Source organism: Streptomyces sp. NPDC093094 (genome assembly GCF_044754345.1).
Lineage (GTDB): Bacteria > Actinomycetota > Actinomycetes > Streptomycetales > Streptomycetaceae > Streptomyces.
Genome location: NZ_JBIVOX010000004.1, coordinates 160,713 through 179,555 on the forward strand (window position 1 = coordinate 160,713; position 18,843 = coordinate 179,555).

Sequence of the window (18,843 nt, forward strand, 5' to 3'; positions counted from 1 at the left end):
GGCTATGAGTGATCTTGCATGGGTGCCGTGGTCCTGCACGCTGCCCACCGAGGAACGGCCCTTGCGGGTCGCGGAGTGGGACGCGCTGCTGTCCGAGCGGCTGACCTCGCTGTCCCGGCCGCAGCCGCTCCGCCTGCGTCTCGTCCTGGCAGCCGGCGAGGGCGTCGAGGAGCGGGTCCGTGACCTGACGGGGCGCGAGAGCGGATGCTGCTCGTTCTTCACCTTCACCGCCACTGCCGACGAGGACCTGATCCATCTGGACGTCTCGGTGGACCGGGCGCACCTGGCGGTCCTGGACGCCCTCGCGGCCCGGACCGCCGCCGGGGAGCAGCGGTGAGCGCGGGCCTGCGCAGCGGGCAGGTCGCGGAGGCGGCCGGGGTGAACGTCCAGACGCTGCGCTACTACGAGCGGCGCGGCCTGCTGGCCGAGCCGGAACGCAGCAACGGCGGCCACCGCCTGTACGGCGAGGACGCGGTGACCGTGCTGCGGGTGATCAAGGCCGCGCAGCGGCTCGGGTTCACGCTGGAGGAGGTCGCCGAACTGCTGGAGGCCGGCCGCCACCGGCACGGCCGCCCCGTGGCCGGGCTCCAGGACCGGGCCGCGGCCAAGCTCGCCGAGGTCGACGCGAGGATCGCCGACCTCACCACCATCCGCACCGCCCTGGCCGCCGCCCTGGAGGCGGGCTGCGACGACCTGACCGTCTGCGCGTCCAGCACGTGCTGCCCCATCCCCTTCACCGGCCTCGCCGAGGAGAACCGCCATGTCGGCCCCTGCTGCTGACCGACGCCCGCACCGTGCCCCGAAGGCACTCGGGGCTCTGGCCGCGCTGGCCTGTGCGGCCTGCTGCGCGCTGCCCGTCCTGATCACGGCGGGCGTCGTCGGGGCCGGGGCCGGGGCCGGGGCCGGGGCCGGGGCCGGGGCCGGGGCCGGGACGGTGGTGGGCCGGCTGCCCGCCCTCGCCGTCGTCCTGGCCGTACTCGCGGCCGGCACCTGGTGGTACGGGCAGCGCCGCGGCTCCCGCTCCTGTTCACCGAAGAGCGCGGGTGAGGACGGGTGCGGCTGCGCGGCGGACACCGGCCCGACGAAGACCGGCTGCACGGGCCGCCGGTAGGGCCGGCCGGTACGACCGTCGCTCCCTCCGTCGCCCCGCGTGCCGCCGCCCCCCTGTGTGCGGGCGCCGCCCCTTTCGGGACCGGCGGCGCCCGGCCGGTCCGGCCGGGCATCCGCGAGCACGGGGACCGGATCCGGATCGGTGCCGTCGCCCTGGCCTGCACCGCAGCGGTGGTCGCCTCCGGCCCGACGGTGGCTTCGGCCGTATCCTGGCCGCGTACGGCGGGATCTTCGGGGCCGGGCCGATCGCCCGGGGCGGGATCGCCGACGGCCGCCGGCCCGGCCGCCACGACGCCGTCGGAGCCCTGGTGCGCCCCGCGAGACGGCCGTGACCGTGGACGCGCCCCCCGCCGCCGACCGGGCGGCGGTACACCCGGACTTCCCCGGGCACCAGAGGGAACGGAAAGACCGTGACGGACGAGCAGGACCTGACCGAGACCCAGCGACGGCACTGGCAGGACACCTACACCGCCCACCCGGGCATGTACGGCGAGCAGCCCTCCGCCCCGGCCGTCCACGCGGCCGGCGTGTTCCGCACGGCCGGAGCCCGGGACGTGCTGGAGCTCGGCGCCGGGCACGGCCGCGACGCCCTGTACTTCGCCCGCCAGGGATTCACCGTCCGGGCCGCCGACTTCAGTCCCGCCGGGCTGGAACAGCTGCGCGACGCGGCCCGGGCCCGAGGCGTGGCCGAACGGGTCACCACCGTGCTGCACGACGTCCGCGATCCGTTGCCGCTGCCGGACGCCTCGGTGGACGCGGTCTTCGCGCACATGCTGCTGTGCATGGCCCTGTCCACGCAGGAGATCCGCACGGCGGTCGGCGAGATCCGCCGTGTCCTGCGGCCCGGCGGCGTCCTCGTCCACACCGTCCGGCACACCGGCGACGCCCACTACGGCGCCGGCACCGCCCACGGCGACGACATCTACGAACACGGCGGCTTCGCCGTCCACTTCTTCGACTGCGCCCTGGTCGACGCCCTCGCCGACGGCTGGACCCTGAACGAGATCCACCCCTTCGAGGAGGGCGACCTGCCCCGCCGCCTGTGGCGCGTCACCCAGACGCTGCCCCGCTGACCGCGGTACCCGTACCGGACGTCACCGTCCACGGCGTCCGGGCGGCGGACGCGGCCGCGGTCACCGCGCGATCTCCCAGATGTGGCCGCCCGGGTCGCGGAAGCCGGCGGTACGTATCCCCCAGGGCCGGTCCATCGGGCCGTTCAGCAGCGTCACGCCGCGGGCGGTGAGGTCCTTGCACATCGCGTCCACGTCGTCCACGGGGAGAGTGAGCTGCATGCGGGAGCCGGCGTCCGGAGCGGCGATGTGCGCGGGGCTGATCAGCTCGTGCGCCGCGGTGGACCTCAGCAGGTTGATGAGGGTGTTCCCGAAGCTGAAGACGGCCGAGTCGTCGTCCTCGAAAGTCACCGGAAGGCGGAACACGTCACGGTAGAACTCCTTCGTGGCCTCCAGATCCTCCGTGAACAGGGTGATGGCGCTGATCTCTGCGGGCCACGTGGTTGCGCTCGTCGTATCGGTCACGGGGAGCAAGGATCTACGAGTTCCTGCGGCTTGCACAGGCCGTGGAGGGCATTTCCTCGTGGACAGGACCGGGCCCGCCGGGGCTCCTCCGTGGACCCTCCGCCCTCCGGGCCGGCCAGGAAGCGGACTCCTGCCGGGCGTGGCAGGCGGATCCGAGTCGCCGTCAGGGCGTCGGTGGCCGAGCGCCGGCCCTCGCCGGTACCGCCGGGATCGGGGCGGTGGTGCATCTGCCGGCCACCGCCGTCGAGGAGGGCCCGGCCCTCCTCGACGAGCGGTGTCCTGGCCGGCCCGCTCACCGGCTGCCGGCGGTCCGACGGCCCGGACTCACTTCAGGTGCCGGTCCAGGAACCGGCACCCGTCCTCCAGCTCGAACCACGGGGTGCCGGTGTGCCCGCCCGGATTGGCGTGCAGCGTCTTCTCCTTGCTGCCGAAGGAGTCGAACAGGTCCAGGGCCCGCTGCCGGGGGTTGCCCTCGTCGTCCCACTGCAGCAGGAACAGCAGCGGGACGGTGACCTGCCGGGCCTCCTCGCGCTGGGCGCGGGGCACGTACCCCCCGGCGAAGAAGCCGGCGGCCGCGATGCGCGGCTCGGCCACCGCCAGCCGGATGCCGAGGGCGGTCCACCCCCCGGAGTACCCGACCGGGCCGCCGATCCCGGGCAGTTCGAGGAGGGCGTCCAGAGTGGTCTGCCATTCCGGGACCGCGTTCTCGACCAGCGGGCCGATGAAGGACTCGAAGATCTCGTCGACCGGCTCGCCGGCCTGCATCGCACGGCGGAGGTCGGCGCGGGCCTGTTCGTCGGCGGCGGAGCGGGGCCGGTCACCGCACCCGGCGGCGTCGATGGTGGCCACCGCGTAGCCGCGCGCCGCGGTGTACCGGGCCCGGGCCACCAGCCGGGGGTCCGCCTTGGGCAGGCCGTTGTTGTGGGCCATCAGGACCAGCGGGGCCGGTGCGGATCCAGACGTCCACAGGGTGCCGGGGATCTCGCCGAGGGTGAATGCGCGTTCGAGGACGCCGTCGTCGAGGCGCTGCTCGGAAGTGAATCGCATGGTCGTGCCTTTCGGGAGTGCTCGTGAACGGCGCTCCCGGACGACCTATCGCCCGACCGTGACCCCGGAGAGGAGCACCCATGTCGATGTGTTCACGGGTACCACCTCCTCGTTCTCTCGCACGGCTTCCCGGAAGGTAGCAGCGGCCCCGGTGGTCCGCCAAACAGGTTTCTGCGGTGGCTCCGTGCCCGGATGTCACGGAGCCGCTCCCGGCGGGCCGCACCGCACCTCGACATACGGGCTCACCGGGAGAGTGCGCCGAGAGGCTCCGAGGAGCTCCGCCCGGACAGGTGTCCCGCCGGCGACGTCGCTGAGGGTGGCTGCGCCCGGCCCGGAGGAGGGGCCGGGTTCCCGCCCGCTCGCGGGCCCTCCGAAACACAACCGTTGCAATCCGCAGCGCAGTTGCTGCGTCGCAGGTCAGTGACTGTACGGCACGGTTCGTGCAGGCGCTTCGGCTTCTTCGTTCCGCGATGTCACCGAGATCGGCGTGGTGCTGCCTCTTGACTCCGTCGCTCGGCGGCCGCTTCACTCACGTTCTAAATTAAGCCGTGAGGGTGACGTTCGGGCAGGCAGCGCGTGCCGCCCGCTCTCCGGCTTCTCGCTCCTCCGGAAGGGACACCTGGAGCCATGCGCAGATACAGAGCCGTAGCCAGTGGTGCGGTCGCCGTCGCTCTCCTCGCCACCGCGACCGCGTGCGGAGGCGGTTCCTCGAACGAGGGCGGTTCCAACGAGTCGCCGAAGACCCTCACCTATTGGGCGTCCAACCAGGGGCCGAACATCGAGGCCGACAAGAAGGTCCTCGCGCCGGAACTGAAGAAGTTCGAGCAGCAGACAGGCATCAAGGTGAAGCTGGAGGTCGTCCCCTGGTCCGACCTGCTGAACCGCATCATGACCGCCACGACGTCCGGGCAGGGCCCCGACGTCCTCAACATCGGCAACACCTGGTCGGCCTCCCTGCAGGCCACCGGTGCGCTGCTGCCCTGGAACGAGGAGAACTTCTCCAGGATCGGCGGCAGGGACCGGTTCCTGGAGGCCGCCCTCGGCTCCGCCGGCGCACAGGGCCAGGACCCCGCCGCCGTGCCGCTCTACTCGATGTCCTACGCGCTCTACTACAACAAGAAGATGCTCGCCGACGCGGGCGTCGCCAAGCCGCCGGCGACCTGGGACGAGCTGGTGGCCGCCGGAAAGAAGCTGACCGGGAACGGCAAGGCCGGCCTGGGGGCGGAGGGCTCGAACCTCTCCAACAACATCCACCAGGTGTTCGTCCTCGGCAAGCAGCACGGAGCCGACTTCTTCACCGCCGACGGCAAGCCCGACTTCACCTCGGACGGAGCCGTCGCCGCGGTGAAGCAGTACGTGGACCTCATGGCCAAGGACAAGGTCATCGCGACGGGCAACGCCGAGTACGCCCAGAACCAGTCGCTGGGCGACTTCGCCAAGGGCCGTACCGCGATGGTCCTGTGGCAGGCCGCTGCCTCCACGTTCAAGTCCCAGGGCATGAGCGACGACGAGTGGGGCGTCGCCCCCGTCCCCGTGCAGTCGGGCACCCCCGGCCAGGGCAAGGCCGTCAACTCGATGGTCTCGGGCATCAACATGGGCGTCTTCAAGAACACCGACAACCTCGACGGGGCCATGGAGTTCGTGAAGTTCATGACCAGCGACGCCGAGCAGAAGATCCTCTGTGCCGCCTACGGCTCCATCCCGCCGGTCAAGGCCGCGCAGAACGACCCGGCCTTCGACCGCCCCGAGCTGAAGGTCCTGCGTGACACCCTGGCCACCAGCGCGGCGCCGCTCCCGCAGGTGCCCAACGAGGCGCAGTTCGAGACCCTCGTCGGTACCGCGGTCAAGAACCTGTTCGCCGCCGCCGCCAACGGCAAGCCGGTGACCACCGAGTCGGTCAAGGCCGAACTCACCGAGGCCCAGCAGCAGATGCCCCAGCAGTGAGCGACGCTCTCCCGGGCACGACCGCAGTCCCGCGGGCCGGGGCGCCGGCCATGCGGAAGGGTGCCCCCGGGGCGGCGCGAGGCCCGCGCCGCCCCGGGCGGGTCCACCGCATCGCAGGGCCCTGCCTCTGATCCTTCGAGAGCGCCCCGGCCTTCAGGCCGGGGCGCTCTCGCGTCTTCGGCCTGCCGCGCCCGTACCCGTGGGCGCGGGCCCGCGCCGTCTGCCCGCGCCCGCGGTGGTCCGCATCCGATCTGCCCGCGCCCGCGGTGGTCCGCATCCGATCTGCCCGCGCCCGCGGTGGTCCGCATCCGATCTGCCCGCGCCCACGGCGGTCCGCATCCGATCTGCCCGCGCCCACGGCGGCCCGCGCCGTCCGGCCGCGCCCACGGCGGCCCGCGCCGTCCGTCCGCGCCCACGGCGGCCCGCCGGTCCGGCACCGGAGACCGCCCCCGGCCGCTTCGGCTCGGTCCGGCACCGTAGGGGGTCCGATCGGTCATGGTCTGCCCGGCACGGCGCGTGTCTTCTCGCCGCGGCGGCCTCGTGATGAAGCCGCCGAGCCCACGATGATCGCCGGGCCTCATTGACATTCCTCTCCTTCCCTCGGAATCCTTGGGAGAGCGCTCTCCCATAATGGGTGGCCGAGGAGGCAGACACGCATGACCGAAGAAGAACGTGCACGACTGCTCGAAAAGCTGGACCTGCGGCAGAGAGTGCGCCTTCTGACGGGCGCGACCACCTGGCGCACGGTCTCCGAACCCGCCGTCGGTCTGGGAGAGATGGTGATCTCGGACGGCCCCGTGGGAGTGCGGGGAGAGTCCTGGGACGAACGGAGCACCTCTCTGCTGCTGCCCTCGCCGTCCGCTCTCGCGGCGATGTGGGACGACGCCCTGGTGGAACGGCTCGGGAGCCTGCTCGCGGCCGAAGCGCGCCGCAAGGGGGTGCATGTGGTTCTGGCCCCCACGCTCAACCTGCACCGGTCACCGCTGGGCGGCCGCCATTTCGAGTGCTTCGCCGAGGACCCGGAACTGACAGGCCGGACCGGTGCCGCGCTGATCCGTGGCATCCAGGCGCACGGTGTCGCCGCGGCGGCGAAGCACTACGTCGCCAACGACTCCGAGACCGAACGGCTCACCGTGGACGTCCGCGTCACCGACCGCGTCCTGCGGGAGGTCTACCTGGCTCCCTTCGAGGCTGCCGTGGCCGCCGGGGTGTGGCTCGTCATGGCCGGCTACAACGCCGTCAACGGAGCCACGATGACCGCGAGCCCCCTGCTGGCGGCGCCGCTGAAGGACGAGTGGGGGTTCGACGGCGTCGTCGTGTCCGACTGGGGAGCTGTGCGCACCACCCTGGCTCCGGCACTCGCCGCCCACGACCTGGTGATGCCCGGGCCGGACGGCGTCTGGGGAGAGGCGCTGGTCCGTGCGGTGCGTGAGGGCACGGTGCCCCCGGAGGCCGTCGAGGACAAGGCCCGCCGCGTCCTGCGGCTCGCCGACAGGGTCGGCGTGCTCGGTGCGCCCCGGCACGCCTCCGTCGCGCCGCCGGACCCCGGCGACGCGCGGGAACTGGTCCGGCGGGCTGTCTCCGCCGGCTCGGTGCTGCTGCGCAACGACGGTCTGCTGCCGCTGGATCCCGCCGCCCTCGAAACCGTCGCCGTGATCGGGGCGCCCGCCACCCGGCCGCGCGTCCAGGGCGGCGGCAGCGCCGGCGTGTACCCGCACCATGTCGTCCCCCCGCTGGCAGGCGTACGCGACGCCCTGGGGGAGAGCGTGCGCGTCGTCCACGCGCCAGGCCCCGATCCCGGCTCCCCGCCCCTGCCCCTGGACCGGTCGCGGTGCCGGGACCCCCGAAGCGGCAGGCCAGGGGTGCTGGTGCGCGCGCTCGACGAGCAGGGGAACGAACTCCACGCCGAACACCGCTGGTCCGGACGCCAGCTGGAGCCGCCTGTGCCTCCGGGTACCCACCGCGTAGAGGTCAGTGCCCTGCTGTCGCCCACCGAGAGCGGCGAGTGGACGTTCGGCGTGGGCGGTTTCGGGCCCATGACGCTCACGGTGGACGGCCTCTCCGTGGTGGACGCCACGGTCCGCCGGGAGACCGACGACCCGGCCGTGGTCCATGTCAACCCGCCCTGCCGGTACGGCCGTCTGCGTCTGGAGGGCACCGGGGACGTACACGTCGTGGCACGCCGTGAACTGGTTCCCGGCGCGGGCCGCGCCGTCCTGGTGACCGCCGAGCCGCCTGTCCGGACCCCGGAACTGGCGCTGGCCGAGGCGGTCGAGGCGGCGCGAAACTCCGACGTCTCGATCGTGTTCGTCGGCACGACGGAGGAGGACGAGTCCGAGGGCCACGACCGTGCCGGTCTCGCGCTGCCGGGCGGACAGGACGACCTGGTGCGCGCCGTGGCCCGGGCGAACCCTCGCACCGTGGTGGTCGTCAGCGCGGGCGGTCCGGTCGAGCTCCCTTGGCGCGAGGACGTGGGCGCCGTGCTGCTGTGCTGGTTTCCCGGCCAGGAGGCGGGAGCCGGCCTGGCCGACGTGCTGCTCGGGCGGACCGAGCCGGCCGGACGCCTGCCGACCACCTGGGCGGCCTCCCTCGCCGACGCTCCGGTGGTCAGGACCCGGCCCGAGGACGGTGTGCTGGAGTACGCCGAGGGACTGCACATCGGCTACCGTGCCTGGCTGCGCGCCGGGCGGGCGCCCGCCTACTGGTTCGGGCACGGTCTGGGCTACACGACGTGGGACTACGAGCGGCTCGACGTTCCGAAGGTCACGCACGACGACGGCTCCCTGACGGTTCGCGTCCACGTCCGCAACAGCGGCACCCGCCGGGGACGTGAGGTCGTCCAGGTGTACCTGGCCAAACCCGGCTCGCCCCTGGAGCGGCCGGTGCGATGGCTCGCCGGCTACGCGGCGGTGGAGGCCGGACCGGGCCAGCTGGTGACCGCGCGGATCGATGTGCACGCCCGGGCCCTGCGGCACTGGTCCGAGGCGGACGCCGCATGGCGCACCGAGGCCGGGGTGTGGCGGGTGCTGGCCGGCAGATCGGCCGGAGATCTGCTGCTGTCGGCGACCGTGCGCGTCGAGCACGGTTCCTGAGCCGGAGAGCGCTCCACCGCCTGGTGGCGGGCGGGTAGGCTTACCGGCCATGGCCAGACAACTGCCGACGCTGGAGGACGTCGCCCGGGAGGCGGGCGTTTCGCGCGCCACCGTTTCCCGCGTCATCAACGGCATCCGCAACGTCGACCCCGCCATCCAGGACCTGGTGCGAGGCGCGATCGACCGCACCGGCTACATGCCCAACCGGGCTGCGCGTTCTCTGGTCACCCGGCGGGCCGAGACCGTTGCGCTGGTCGTCTCCGGTTCGAGCGACGGGGGGTCCGAGGACGATCAGGCCGCCTTCGCGGCCCGGGTCTTCGCGGATCCCTTCTTCGGGCGTGTGGTCAGCGGAGTGATCGGTTTCCTGCGGCCGCGGTCGATGCACCCTGTGCTGATGTTCGCCGAGACCGAGGCATCCAGGCAGCAGGTGGTGACGTATCTGCGGCAGGGCAGCGCGGACGGCGCGCTGATCTTCTCCACGCACGCCGAGGATCCGCTGCCCGGCCTCCTCGCGGACGAGGGCCTGCCGTGTGTGCTCTTCGCCCGGCCCGCGCTGGTGACCCCGGTGAGCTACGTCGACCTCGCCCACCGGGACGGGGGACGGCTCGCCGCCGAGCACCTGCTGGCCCGTGGGTGCCGGCGTGCCGCGACCGTGAGCGGCCCCCTGGACCTGCCTGCCGCCCAGGACCGGCTGGCGGGCTTCCAGGAGGCCATGGCACGCCGCGGTCACCCGTACATCCCGATAGCCGAGGGCCGCTTCACGCACGACAGCGGCGCGGCCGCGATGGCCCGTCTCCTGGCCGAGCACCCGAACATCGACGGAGTCTTCGCGGCCAACGACCTGATGGCGCAGGGGGTGTGCCAGACACTGGGGGAGCACGGCAGGAGGGTGCCGGAGGACGTGGCGGTGGTCGGCTTCGACGACTCGGTCACGGCGAGCACCTGCCGCCCCCCGCTGACCACGGTCCGCCAGCCGATGGAGGAGATGGCGGCCGCGATGGCCCGCATTCTCCAGGAGCACATCGAGGGCACCCGCGAGGAGCCCACGTCGCTGATCTTCGAACCGGCACTGGTGGTACGCGAGTCGGCATAGCCGCGCCGCCCCGCCCCGCGCCGTTGCCGTGTGCGGCCGGGGCGACGGAACGGAGAGGCCCGCCCCCGCCTGGTCAGGAGGCGCGGAGCGGGCCGGATCGGAGCTTCAGGAGCCGTCAGGGCAGGCGGTGGTCCTCGTTCAGGACGGCACCGCGTTCGGGGCGGTAGAGGTCGAAGCCCCGGGTGTCGCACTGCAGGCCGCCGACGATGCAGTGGTCGACAAGGGCCTTGAGGGTGCGCTCCTCCCACGCGTTGAAGAAGTCGTAGTGGAAGGAGTAGCCGCGGCCGCTGGCCAGGCGGACCTGGCTCATGTCGCCGTTGACAGGCCACGCCATCTTGAACTCGATCATGGGCAGGGCGACCGGGTGGGAGGCCGGGCACATGTTGTCGTTGGTGCCGGGCTTGACCACCGTGTAGGCCATGTGGCCCTGGTGGTTCGGGGTGTCGAGGTACTTCCCGTCCCAGCAGCTGGGGGCCTGCATGCGCAGGTTGAGCTGGACGTCGGGCCGACTCGGACAGCTCGCCGGGATGTCGGTGTTGAAGAAGCTGTCACCGCACTCCCAGCCCTCGACGAACCCTTTGTGGGACCGGAACTCCTGGGCGGTCTGCATCGGGTTGCCGACGACGAACCGCAGCCCCTTGGGGAAGGGCCGCACGCTCCGGTAGTCGGTCACGCCCGCCTTGTAGTAGATGACCTGCGGGCCCACGGGCAGGATCTTCTGGTCGCCCTTGTAGAGCGAGGGCATCCAGTACGCGGAGGCGTCCGCGGGCGCCTTGCAGGTGGTGTTCCCCCCGTAGAGCGAGCCGGTGGTGCTGGCGGCATTGGTGGAGGTGTTGCCCATGAACGTGTGGTCGTGGGACTTGCCGAACTGGCCCGGGTAGACGATCGGGTCGTCCGGCGCGGTGTGGGTGACGGAGCAGCCGGCCTGGAACTCGTGATGGTAGGCCGGGGGCGGGGTGGCCGTGGAGGGGACGACGCCGGTGACCTGGGGTACGGCCGGGATGTAGCCGTCCCCGTCGGCGTCGTCGCCCGAGGCCTGTGTGGAGGCGGCCATCCGGTGGCCGGTGTGGTTGACGGCCGCAGCGACGGCGGGCGGGGCGCCGTCGCTCGGGTCGGCGGCCCGGGCGATCGTGCCGATGCCGAGGGCGCCGGCGATGAGGGCCGTGCTGACGAGGAGTGCGGAGAGCCGCTTCGGACTCGATCTCATGGGGATCTCCTGCCCGTGGGGTGGTGTCGCGTGCGCGTGCGGACGCCGCGCGACCGGTGTGGTGGGTTCCCGTGCGGTGGTGCCGGGGTGGCGGGGCCGAGCGGCCGGCCCCGCCACCCGTCATGGAGGTCCGGATCGTCAGCTGTAGACGCCGAACTCGTGGAGGGAGTAGCCCCAGCCGGTGCCGCGCGCGGTCAGCTGGAGGCGGACATGGCGTGTGGTCGCCGTGACGTCGAGGGTGTCGACGTCCCCGTTGCCGGTGGTGGTGGAGTACACCGACCGCCAGTTCGTGCCGTTGTCGGAGACCTGGACCTCGTAGGACCGGGCGTAGGCGGGGTCCCAGACCAGCTGGAGTCTGCGGATGGCGGTGGGTGCGCCCAGGTCGACCTGGATCGACTGCGGATCGCTCCAGTCGCTCGCCCAGCGGGTGTTCATGTCGCCGTCCGTCGCCTTGGCGGCGGTGCAGGGGCAGTCACCGTACTGGGCCTGGTAGGACGAGGCGGTGGTGGGCTTGTTCAGCGCCACGTTCGTCCCGCTGACGGGCGGGGCGACGACCTTGACCGACTTCGTCTCGATGCCGGCGTTGCCCTTCCCGTCCTGCGCTTCGACGTAGACCTTCCACACGCCGAGCTTCTCGGGCGCGGTGACGGCGAAGGTGCCGTTCCCGGTGGACCGCCACTTCGCCTCGACGAGGCCCTTGTCGCCGGTGGCGTAGTTGCCGCTGAGGAAGATCTTGTAGGTGACCGGGTCGTTGTCCGGGTCGCGGACGTCGGCACGGACGGTGAACTCCCCTCCGGCCGGTGCCGCCGAAGCGGGTGAGACGGTCATGCTGCTGATGACGGGCGGGGTGTTGTCCCCGGCCGTGGAGCCCGCGTAGGCGCGCTTCACCGTGTAGTAGGACAGCCGCTTCAGACCGCCGGACAGGACGTTGAACCAGACCCCGCCGAAGTCGTGCTCGGTGCCGTAGTGGAAGAGAGTGGCTCCCAGGGCGACACCCCTGTGACCGGTGACGCAGTTCCACGCCTTGGTGTAGCCGTCGGCCTTCTGGACGTCGGTGGGTTCGTCCGGGACACCGTTGGCGTCGTCGGGGACCTCCCATTCGCCGGCCGGTCCGCCCTCCGTGATGATGTAGGGCTTGGTGTAACCGCCCTGCCGCCAGTCCTCCTGGACGCCGCAGATGTCGCCGTAGGAGTTCATCGCGTACAGATCCAGGTCCGGGGCGTTGCGCTTGTAGTACGGCCAGGCCCCGGTCCAGGCGTCGGTCGAGGTGACCGGGTGGTCCGGGTCGATGGAGTGGATCCTCTTGGCGACGTCGTTGACGAACGTGGTGTAGGCGTTGCGCTGCGCCTCCAGCTCGGTCCCGCTGTAGCAGTTCTGCAGTCCGAGGACGGACTCGTTGCCCACGTTCCACATCAGCGTGCCCGGGTGGCTCTTGTAGACGTCGACCCACTTGGCGAACTCGGTGAGCATGTTGTTCTTGTACGTCGTGTCGGTGACGTAGTTGACGCAGCCGCCGCTGCCCGGGCCGCCGCCCGGCTGCAGCCAGAAGCCGTTGATCACCCGGATGCCGTTGGCCGCCGCGGCGTCGAGCAGCGGCTTGGTGGAGCCGTCGGTGCCCCAGGTGCGGACGGTGTTGACGCCCATGGACTTCAGGTCGGGCATGTATCTGGGGGCGTCCGCGATCGACGGACCCCAGGTGAAGCCCTTGACGGTGTACGGCTGACCGCCCACCTGGAGCTGCCAGTTGCCCTGGGAACCGGTCACCTTGACCGCGCCCCCGGGCGCGGGAGGGGTGCCGCCCGCGGAGCCGTAGACCTGGAACTCCCACAGCGAGTAGCCGTAACCGCCGGCCCGCGCCGTACCCAGCATGCGCACATAGCGGCCGGAACCGGAGACGGCCAGGTCGTCGGTGCCTCCGTCGCTGTCGGTGACGGTCTTCAGGGTGCGCCAGTCGGTGCCGTTGTCGGACGCCTGGATCTCATAGGCCCTGCCGTAGGCGGACTCCCAGGTGAGGACGACGCGGCTGAGGTCGGACACCTGGCCGAGGTCGACGCGGATCCACTGCGGGTCGCTCCACTGGCTCGCCCACCGGGTGCCCGTGAGGTTGCCGTCGACCGCCGCCGAGGGGGAGTAGCCGTCTCCTTCCTGGGAGGAGGCGGAGACGGGCTTTCCCTGGGACAGCAGGGTGTCGGCGGCCGCCGCGCCCGGTGCCGCCGCGATTGAGAAGGAGGACGCCAGCAGGGCGCCGAGTGTGACGAGCAGCGCGGCCTTTCGTGGGCGGCCGGGGGCGAGAGGGGGTCTGGACACTGGGGCTCCTGGCTGAGTGGGGAGTTCGGACGGCACCGTGCCAATCTGGGAGAGCGCTCTCCCAGAGAGTGTCGTGCAGTTGTGGGCCTGTCAATGTTTCCTGGGTCAACCGTTCTGATTGCAGGGCGTTTTCGAAGGGGTGGCGGAGGGTCGGTGCCCCTGGAGCGCGCGGCCGGTCCGCGTTGCCGGGCGGCTGCGTCGTACGGGGCTCCGGCGGGGCGAGGCTCGGCCCCTCGGGGTGGAAAGGCCGCGGGCGCGGTCATGTCCGAGGAGCTGATCGGTGCAGGTCGGAGTGGGGAGGGGGGCTGCGGAGACCGTGGAGGTGCCGACGGGTGCGGGGAGATTCCGGTGTCGTCGACGGCGTGGTCGCCGCAGCCCGGGCCGACGCGCGAAGGCGTCGGCGGGCATGTCGCCGGAGAGCGCTCTCCTGTAACATCGACGCCGACGGAGGCCGGTACCGGCCGCGGCTGCCCTTCCGGGGCAGGGTCCGTGGGGTCGGGACGGGAGCTCGTGGGGCCGGGCGAGATCCGCGGGGCCGGGGCGAGAGCTCGCGGGGCCGGGCGAGATCCGTGGGGCCGGGGCGAGCGGGGCCCTCGACCACCCGGCCGGAGAACGGCGTCGCCCCGGCCGTCACCCCTGGAGCGAAACGGTCACCGCGAACGGCGCCGCGCCGCGAACGGCAGTTGCGTCAGCAGGCGGGCGGCCGACGGGGCCTCCTCCGTCTCGCGCCGCCCCCTCGCCCCAGGCGCTCGCCGGCTTCTTCGGCGGAGGCCGGCGAGAGGCGACGCCTGCTGATGTGGCTCGACGGGGCGACGGGGGCATCCGCTGCCCGAGGGGCAGGGACGAGGGGCAGGGAAGCATCCTCGGCGGGGGCGGGGTGGCCCGCCGGGGGCGCGTCAGGATCAGTCGGCCGATGCCTGCTGCGGGCCGAGGTCTGCGGGCGCGGGTTCCCACGGCTGGAACCACGGGTCGGTCCACGCCTCGGCCGTGGCGAGCAGCGGGTAGAGGGTGGCGCCGTCGAGGCTCTCGCGGATGAGGTCGGCGTGACCTCCGTGCCGCGCCGTCTCCTCGATCAGGTGGAGCAGGACCCAGCGGACCGACCATTCCCCGACCTCTTCGGGGAACCACGGAAGACCCCGCGGCACCGGAACGGCCTGCCCGAGATCCGGGATCCCCGCGATCACCGCGTCGGTCCGCTCGGCCGCCTCGGCGTACGCGGCCAGGACGTCGGCCAGGCTCTCGTCCGGGGCGAGCCGGAACTCGTCGGCGTCGGACTCGTCCGCTTTGCGCTGCGGCCCACGCCGCTGCCGGAGAACGAGGTCGGTCCAGAAGGTCTCGCACCTCGCCGCATGCTTGATCAGCCCGCCGATGCTCAGCTCGCCGACGGGGGCCGCCGTGCGGGCCTGATCGTCCGTCAAGCCGTACGCCGTGACACGGAGCGCGCGCCGCTGGTGGGCGAGGTAGGCGGTCAGCGCCGTGCGTTCGTCGGCGGCGGGCGGGGCGAATCCCGGCATGGCTGGGCCCTCTCGGAGTGCAATTCTTTGCAGAAAGTTTCAGTCGGACTCTACTGCCCCTTCCTGGCTCACGTACATGGGCCGGAAGGCCGGACCGGCACGGTTGAGTACAAGCCCCCCGCCGTACACCGTCCCGCGGTTCCGTCAGGACTACTGGACGGCGAGCTCCGCGGACCCGGACACCTACCTGGTGAAGACCGCCTGCACCCAGCCGCACGCGCTTGAGTTCTACGCGACGAAGAAGGCGTGGGCGTCGGTCGGTCAGGTGCCCACGAACAGCGCGACGCCGGCGGCCTGGGCCAAGAAGACCGCCGTGCCGTTCTGCACGGCGCAGGCCCGCACCTTTCTCGGCCTCGCCAAGAACGCCTCCCTGAAGAACGTCGGCGTCGTGACCCTCTACCCCAACCACGCGCAGGCCAAGAAGTACAACACCACCTACATCCGCTGCGCCTTCCACAAGCGCACCACGGGCAAGATGTGGAGCCTGGGCAACGCGTCGATGAAGGGCACCCGCAACGACGGCGGCGCCTACCGGCCGACCGTCCCGGTCGCCACCGCCTCCACGCTGACCTGCAGGCGGGACTCCGTCGGCGGCTACAAGCTGACCCGGCGCATCGCGTTCAAGGTCGACCGGCACCACCTGGCGCCGTTCGAGGACGTGGCGGCCGACGGCATCCGCACGTTCGCCGAGACGCCGCGCAAGACGCCGTCGGTCCTGAGCCGGCAGTCCGTGAGCTGGCCGAAGGCGACCGCCGACACTCTCACCGCCGACTTCCTTTCGGAGAGCGAACTCTTCTACACCGACGTGGAAGCCGGCCTGGCCGCGTCGATCCCCTCGGGCAGGACCCTCAGCACCCGCTGGCTCGACCCCAACGGCCGTCAGCGCCTCTACAAGGTCACCGTGCCGGGCCCGGACACCGTCTCCAAGGTGTCGTGCGGCAAGGCGACCGTGGTCACGGCGGCCGGGCAGGCCGACGGCAACCAGCTGAAGTGGACCTGGCAGTACGGCGTCGACGACTTCGAGATCTGGTCGTCCACGTCCCCGGGCAGCGGCTTCACGCTGCTGGGCACGTACAACGGTGCCGGCGAGCCTGGCCGGCCGGGCGACATCGGCGGCGGGCCGTCCGGTCATGACAAGGTGTCGTACCCGGACGCCTCGGCCCAGCCGGGTGTCACGACCTACTACCGCCTGGTCGCCCTCTACAGCGGTGGCTCCAAGTCGCGTCCCGCCACGGTGAGCGCGACGCGTCCCGCCGCGGGCTGACCCGCCGGACAGGACGGCCCGAGGCGACTGCCGCAGCCCGTTCGGCCGGAGGAGTCCCGGCGCCACCGCGGCCCGGCCGTGGCTTCGATGCCCGCGACCGGCAGGTCACGGCGACATCGATGTCACGGTCGAGTCTCCCGGCCACGGTGGCGCCGCCGAGGGCCGCCGCGCGGTCCCCGGCCTCCTCCGGCACACCGGCGGCGCCCGGCGCCCGGCGGTGTCCGGCCGGCCGGGCGGGCGGTGTCGGCCCGAGCTCCTCGGCCCCGTGGGGGCCCGAGCTCCTCGGCCCCGTGGGGGCCCGAGCTCCTCGGCCCCGTGGGGGCCCGGGCCGCTCCGGCCCCCGGCCGGACATGCCGTCATGCCCGGCCGGGGACCTCGCTCTCGGGGAGCCCGGAGCCCGTGACAAGGGCGCCGAGAGCCTCGTCCACCGTGGCGGAGAGCGGAAGCAGGCCGTCGAGACCGAGGATGCGCCACACCTGCTGGTAGTGGTCGTCGACGGCTGCCAGGCGCAGAGTGCCGGCAAGGCCGCTGAGCGCGTGGAACAGCGAGACGATCATGCTGATGCCCGAGGAGTCGAGGTAGCGCACCTCGGACGCGTCCAGGACGAGCCGGCGGCAGCCCTGCCGTATCAGGTCCTCGCACTGGGCGCGGACGCAGGCGGCGTTGTCGAAGTCGACCTCCTCCGGCAGCTGTGCCACCGCGATGTCCGCTCGCCGCATCGCCACAGTCAGCATGGACGACATGCTCCCATCCGTACCGTCCTCGTCATCCCGGTCGCCGCGGCACTTCTGCCCGCGGGTCCTCCCTCGTCCGGCCGCGCCGTACCAGCACCTGCCGTCCCGCCCTCACCGCCTGCCCGGTCCGGTGCGGACCATGCCGGTCGTCGTCGGGGACCGGCAGCCGGCCGGGCGGCGGGATCAGCCGGGCAGGTGGGTGTGGAGGCGCACCGTGGTTCCCTCGTCCGGTGCGGACCGGATCTCGACGAGGTCGCACAGCTGATGGACCAGCCACAGACCGCGTCCGCCCGACTGGCCGGGGCTGGGCATCGTCCGCCCGGCCAGGGGATTGTCCAGGTGGCCCGCGTCGCGGAACTCGCACACGAGCCGGTCCTCCTCGCCCCATGTGCGCAGCACACCCTGCCCACCGCCGTGCCGGATGCTGTTGGTGGCCACCTCCGTGGCGGCCAGGTGCAGTTCTCTCAGGCGCCGGCCGGCCAGGCCGTGTTCCGCGGCGCAAGCGGCGATCTTGTCCCGCAGGGCGGGCAGATCACCGCTCGCGTACGGGAACTCGTCGTACGGATCACAGGGGGCCGTGAACGGCGTGAACGCGTACGGGACCCGAGGATCGTAGTCCTCGCACGCCGCGGTCCGCCCGTCCGTGCGCATCTCGGGGTGACAACGGGCCATCTGCGGCAGGGCCGCCTGCTCGTGGGCGATGTCGTAGGGGCACAGCAGCCACCAGGCGGGGCCCTGGGCGAAGGCCATGTTGAGAAGCCACTCGTGGTAGCGCAGCTCGTCGGCCTCGGCGCGGCTGCGGACCTTGTCCCAGGGCGACTCGCCGATACCGCGGACGGGCCGCCCGTCCGACGCCTGCTCCGTGATCCATCGCTGCCATGCCCCGATGAGCCGGCCGGGATGGTGCGCCACTTCGGTCGTGTCGACGTAGCGCACCGCGTCGTCCCTGCGGATCGCCGCGCGCAGCAGAGATGCCTTCTCCTGGGAGACGGCCACCACGACCGCCTCGCCCCCGTCCAGCGCCTCCTGGATGAACCCCGCGGTGCCCTGGACGAACTCGTCGGGCCCGGAGTACGGGTACAGCTCGTGCCGGTAGTCCCCGCCGGGCGTGGCTGCGGACGTGGAGGGGGAGGTCACGGCGTCATCACCACCGGGATGTCGGGGATCGCGAAGCCGGACAGCTCCCAGGCGAAGCGCACGGTCTCGTTGGTGCCCTCCAGGATCACCTTGCGATCCGGAAGGTGCCTGGCGGCGTCGGCCAGGGCGCTCATGCCGGCGGCGTCGAAGAACTCCAGCGCGTGACAGAGCAGCCGCACGGTCGCCGTCCGGGCCAGGAGCGTGCACAGCACGGCGCCGAAGGCCGCCGCCCCGTCGCTGTCGACGACCCCCTCCGTCGTCCAGCCCTCCTTCCCGCTCCGGTACACACGGAAAGCCGGGGGCACCGCCCGGCCGCCCACCCGGTGGGGGTGCACACATTCGATCTGATGCAGAACGGAGAGGTCCAGGCCGGCACCGCTGTAGGCGCAGACGACCATCGCTCCGGTGTCGGCGGCGAACTCCTCGAGATCGAGTTCACTGCGCAGCCACTGCGGGTCCCGGTCCGCCCGGTCGCCGGGCCTGACATGGTGCAGCACGCGCAGCGAGCGGAAGCCCTCCCGGTCGGCGTTGGCCGCCTCGCGGCGCACGGCGGAGAGGAGGGAGCCGTCCAGCCGGGCGGGGTCGAGCACGAGCTCTCCGTAGCCGCTTCCCGCCCGGAGGCCGGGGCCGACGATCACCACCTTGTCGCCGTGCAACGCCCCGTCGGCGACGAAGGACAGGCTGCGGCCCATGACGTCGTCGGTACGGCCCAGCACCTGGCAGACGTGGTCGCCGGCGTCGACCTCGTCCAGGGTGGCCAGCATCCGCGGCGCTCTCACCACTCTCCCTCGCTTTCTCCTCCCACCCTTGATCCTACGAGGGTCCCCCGGCCCTCAGGGCGGGGCGAAGCGCATCCCCG

17 protein-coding genes are annotated in these 18,843 nt (G+C 72.5%); 9 read left to right on the forward strand and 8 right to left on the reverse strand.

The window, feature by feature from the left end; all coding sequences use genetic code 11:
• The first annotated feature begins 4 nt into the window (after window positions 1-4).
• The 5 genes from ACIQGV_RS09375 (at window position 5) to ACIQGV_RS09395 (ending at window position 2,183) form a co-directional block, all read left to right on the forward strand.
• Window positions 5-337 (forward strand): hypothetical protein, encoded by a 333-nt coding sequence (locus tag ACIQGV_RS09375; RefSeq protein WP_402492669.1) that lies wholly within the window; start codon window positions 5-7, stop codon window positions 335-337.
• Window positions 334-780 (forward strand): MerR family transcriptional regulator, encoded by a 447-nt coding sequence (locus ACIQGV_RS09380; protein ID WP_402492670.1) that lies wholly within the window; start codon window positions 334-336, stop codon window positions 778-780. The genes ACIQGV_RS09375 and ACIQGV_RS09380 overlap by 4 nt, the downstream gene beginning before the upstream one ends.
• Window positions 761-1,111: a hypothetical protein gene (locus tag ACIQGV_RS09385; protein WP_402492671.1), complete on the forward strand. Its 351-nt coding sequence runs from the start codon at window positions 761-763 to the stop codon at window positions 1,109-1,111. The genes ACIQGV_RS09380 and ACIQGV_RS09385 overlap by 20 nt, the downstream gene beginning before the upstream one ends.
• 55 nt (window positions 1,112-1,166) lie before the next feature.
• Window positions 1,167-1,442, forward strand: a complete 276-nt coding sequence (locus ACIQGV_RS09390; RefSeq protein ID WP_402492672.1) for a hypothetical protein — start codon at window positions 1,167-1,169, stop codon at window positions 1,440-1,442.
• A gap of 78 nt (window positions 1,443-1,520) precedes the next feature.
• Entirely contained in the window at window positions 1,521-2,183 is a 663-nt protein-coding gene (locus ACIQGV_RS09395) for a class I SAM-dependent methyltransferase (protein ID WP_402492674.1), read from the forward strand.
• A 60-nt stretch (window positions 2,184-2,243) separates the two neighbouring features.
• Here ACIQGV_RS09395 and ACIQGV_RS09400 read toward each other — a convergent pair whose 3' ends face one another.
• The gene (locus ACIQGV_RS09400) at window positions 2,244-2,645 is read right to left on the reverse strand and encodes a VOC family protein (RefSeq protein WP_402492676.1); all 402 of its coding nucleotides are present in this window, start codon (window positions 2,643-2,645) and stop codon (window positions 2,244-2,246) included.
• A 324-nt stretch (window positions 2,646-2,969) separates the two neighbouring features.
• Window positions 2,970-3,692 (reverse strand): dienelactone hydrolase family protein, encoded by a 723-nt coding sequence (locus ACIQGV_RS09405; RefSeq protein ID WP_402492678.1) that lies wholly within the window; start codon window positions 3,690-3,692, stop codon window positions 2,970-2,972.
• 627 nt (window positions 3,693-4,319) lie between these two features.
• Between ACIQGV_RS09405 and ACIQGV_RS09410 the strand changes: the two genes are divergently transcribed.
• The 3 genes from ACIQGV_RS09410 to ACIQGV_RS09420 all read left to right on the forward strand — a co-directional run bounded on the left by ACIQGV_RS09410 (window position 4,320) and on the right by ACIQGV_RS09420 (window position 9,821).
• Window positions 4,320-5,636: an ABC transporter substrate-binding protein gene (locus tag ACIQGV_RS09410; protein WP_402492679.1), complete on the forward strand. Its 1,317-nt coding sequence runs from the start codon at window positions 4,320-4,322 to the stop codon at window positions 5,634-5,636.
• A 656-nt stretch (window positions 5,637-6,292) separates the two neighbouring features.
• Window positions 6,293-8,728 (forward strand): glycoside hydrolase family 3 C-terminal domain-containing protein, encoded by a 2,436-nt coding sequence (locus tag ACIQGV_RS09415; RefSeq protein WP_402492680.1) that lies wholly within the window; start codon window positions 6,293-6,295, stop codon window positions 8,726-8,728.
• A gap of 49 nt (window positions 8,729-8,777) precedes the next feature.
• On the forward strand, window positions 8,778-9,821 hold the full coding sequence (locus ACIQGV_RS09420; protein WP_402492682.1) for a LacI family DNA-binding transcriptional regulator: 1,044 nt from the start codon (window positions 8,778-8,780) through the stop codon (window positions 9,819-9,821).
• 115 nt (window positions 9,822-9,936) lie between these two features.
• Here ACIQGV_RS09420 and ACIQGV_RS09425 read toward each other — a convergent pair whose 3' ends face one another.
• The 3 genes from ACIQGV_RS09425 to ACIQGV_RS09435 all read right to left on the reverse strand — a co-directional run bounded on the left by ACIQGV_RS09425 (window position 9,937) and on the right by ACIQGV_RS09435 (window position 14,849).
• Window positions 9,937-11,028, reverse strand: coding sequence for a DUF1996 domain-containing protein (locus ACIQGV_RS09425; protein ID WP_402492683.1), 1,092 nt, complete (start codon window positions 11,026-11,028; stop codon window positions 9,937-9,939).
• Between the two features lie 138 nt (window positions 11,029-11,166).
• Window positions 11,167-13,335: a discoidin domain-containing protein gene (locus tag ACIQGV_RS09430; RefSeq protein WP_402492684.1), complete on the reverse strand. Its 2,169-nt coding sequence runs from the start codon at window positions 13,333-13,335 to the stop codon at window positions 11,167-11,169.
• A gap of 902 nt (window positions 13,336-14,237) precedes the next feature.
• Entirely contained in the window at window positions 14,238-14,849 is a 612-nt protein-coding gene (locus ACIQGV_RS09435; RefSeq protein WP_402492686.1) for a DinB family protein, read from the reverse strand.
• Between the two features lie 103 nt (window positions 14,850-14,952).
• Here ACIQGV_RS09435 and ACIQGV_RS09440 point away from each other — a divergent pair, with 103 nt between their 5' ends.
• Window positions 14,953-16,113, forward strand: a complete 1,161-nt coding sequence (locus ACIQGV_RS09440) for a hypothetical protein (protein ID WP_402492688.1) — start codon at window positions 14,953-14,955, stop codon at window positions 16,111-16,113.
• Between the two features lie 356 nt (window positions 16,114-16,469).
• Here the strand turns inward: ACIQGV_RS09440 and ACIQGV_RS09445 are convergent, their stop codons facing one another.
• The 3 genes from ACIQGV_RS09445 to ACIQGV_RS09455 all read right to left on the reverse strand — a co-directional run bounded on the left by ACIQGV_RS09445 (window position 16,470) and on the right by ACIQGV_RS09455 (window position 18,763).
• On the reverse strand, window positions 16,470-16,847 hold the full coding sequence (locus tag ACIQGV_RS09445) for an STAS domain-containing protein (protein ID WP_402492690.1): 378 nt from the start codon (window positions 16,845-16,847) through the stop codon (window positions 16,470-16,472).
• A 183-nt stretch (window positions 16,848-17,030) separates the two neighbouring features.
• The gene (locus ACIQGV_RS09450) at window positions 17,031-17,984 is read right to left on the reverse strand and encodes an anti-sigma factor RsbA family regulatory protein (protein ID WP_402492692.1); all 954 of its coding nucleotides are present in this window, start codon (window positions 17,982-17,984) and stop codon (window positions 17,031-17,033) included.
• Window positions 17,981-18,763, reverse strand: coding sequence for an MEDS domain-containing protein (locus ACIQGV_RS09455; protein ID WP_402492693.1), 783 nt, complete (start codon window positions 18,761-18,763; stop codon window positions 17,981-17,983). Before ACIQGV_RS09455 ends, ACIQGV_RS09450 begins: the two co-directional genes overlap by 4 nt.
• Between the last annotated feature and the right edge of the window lie 80 nt (window positions 18,764-18,843).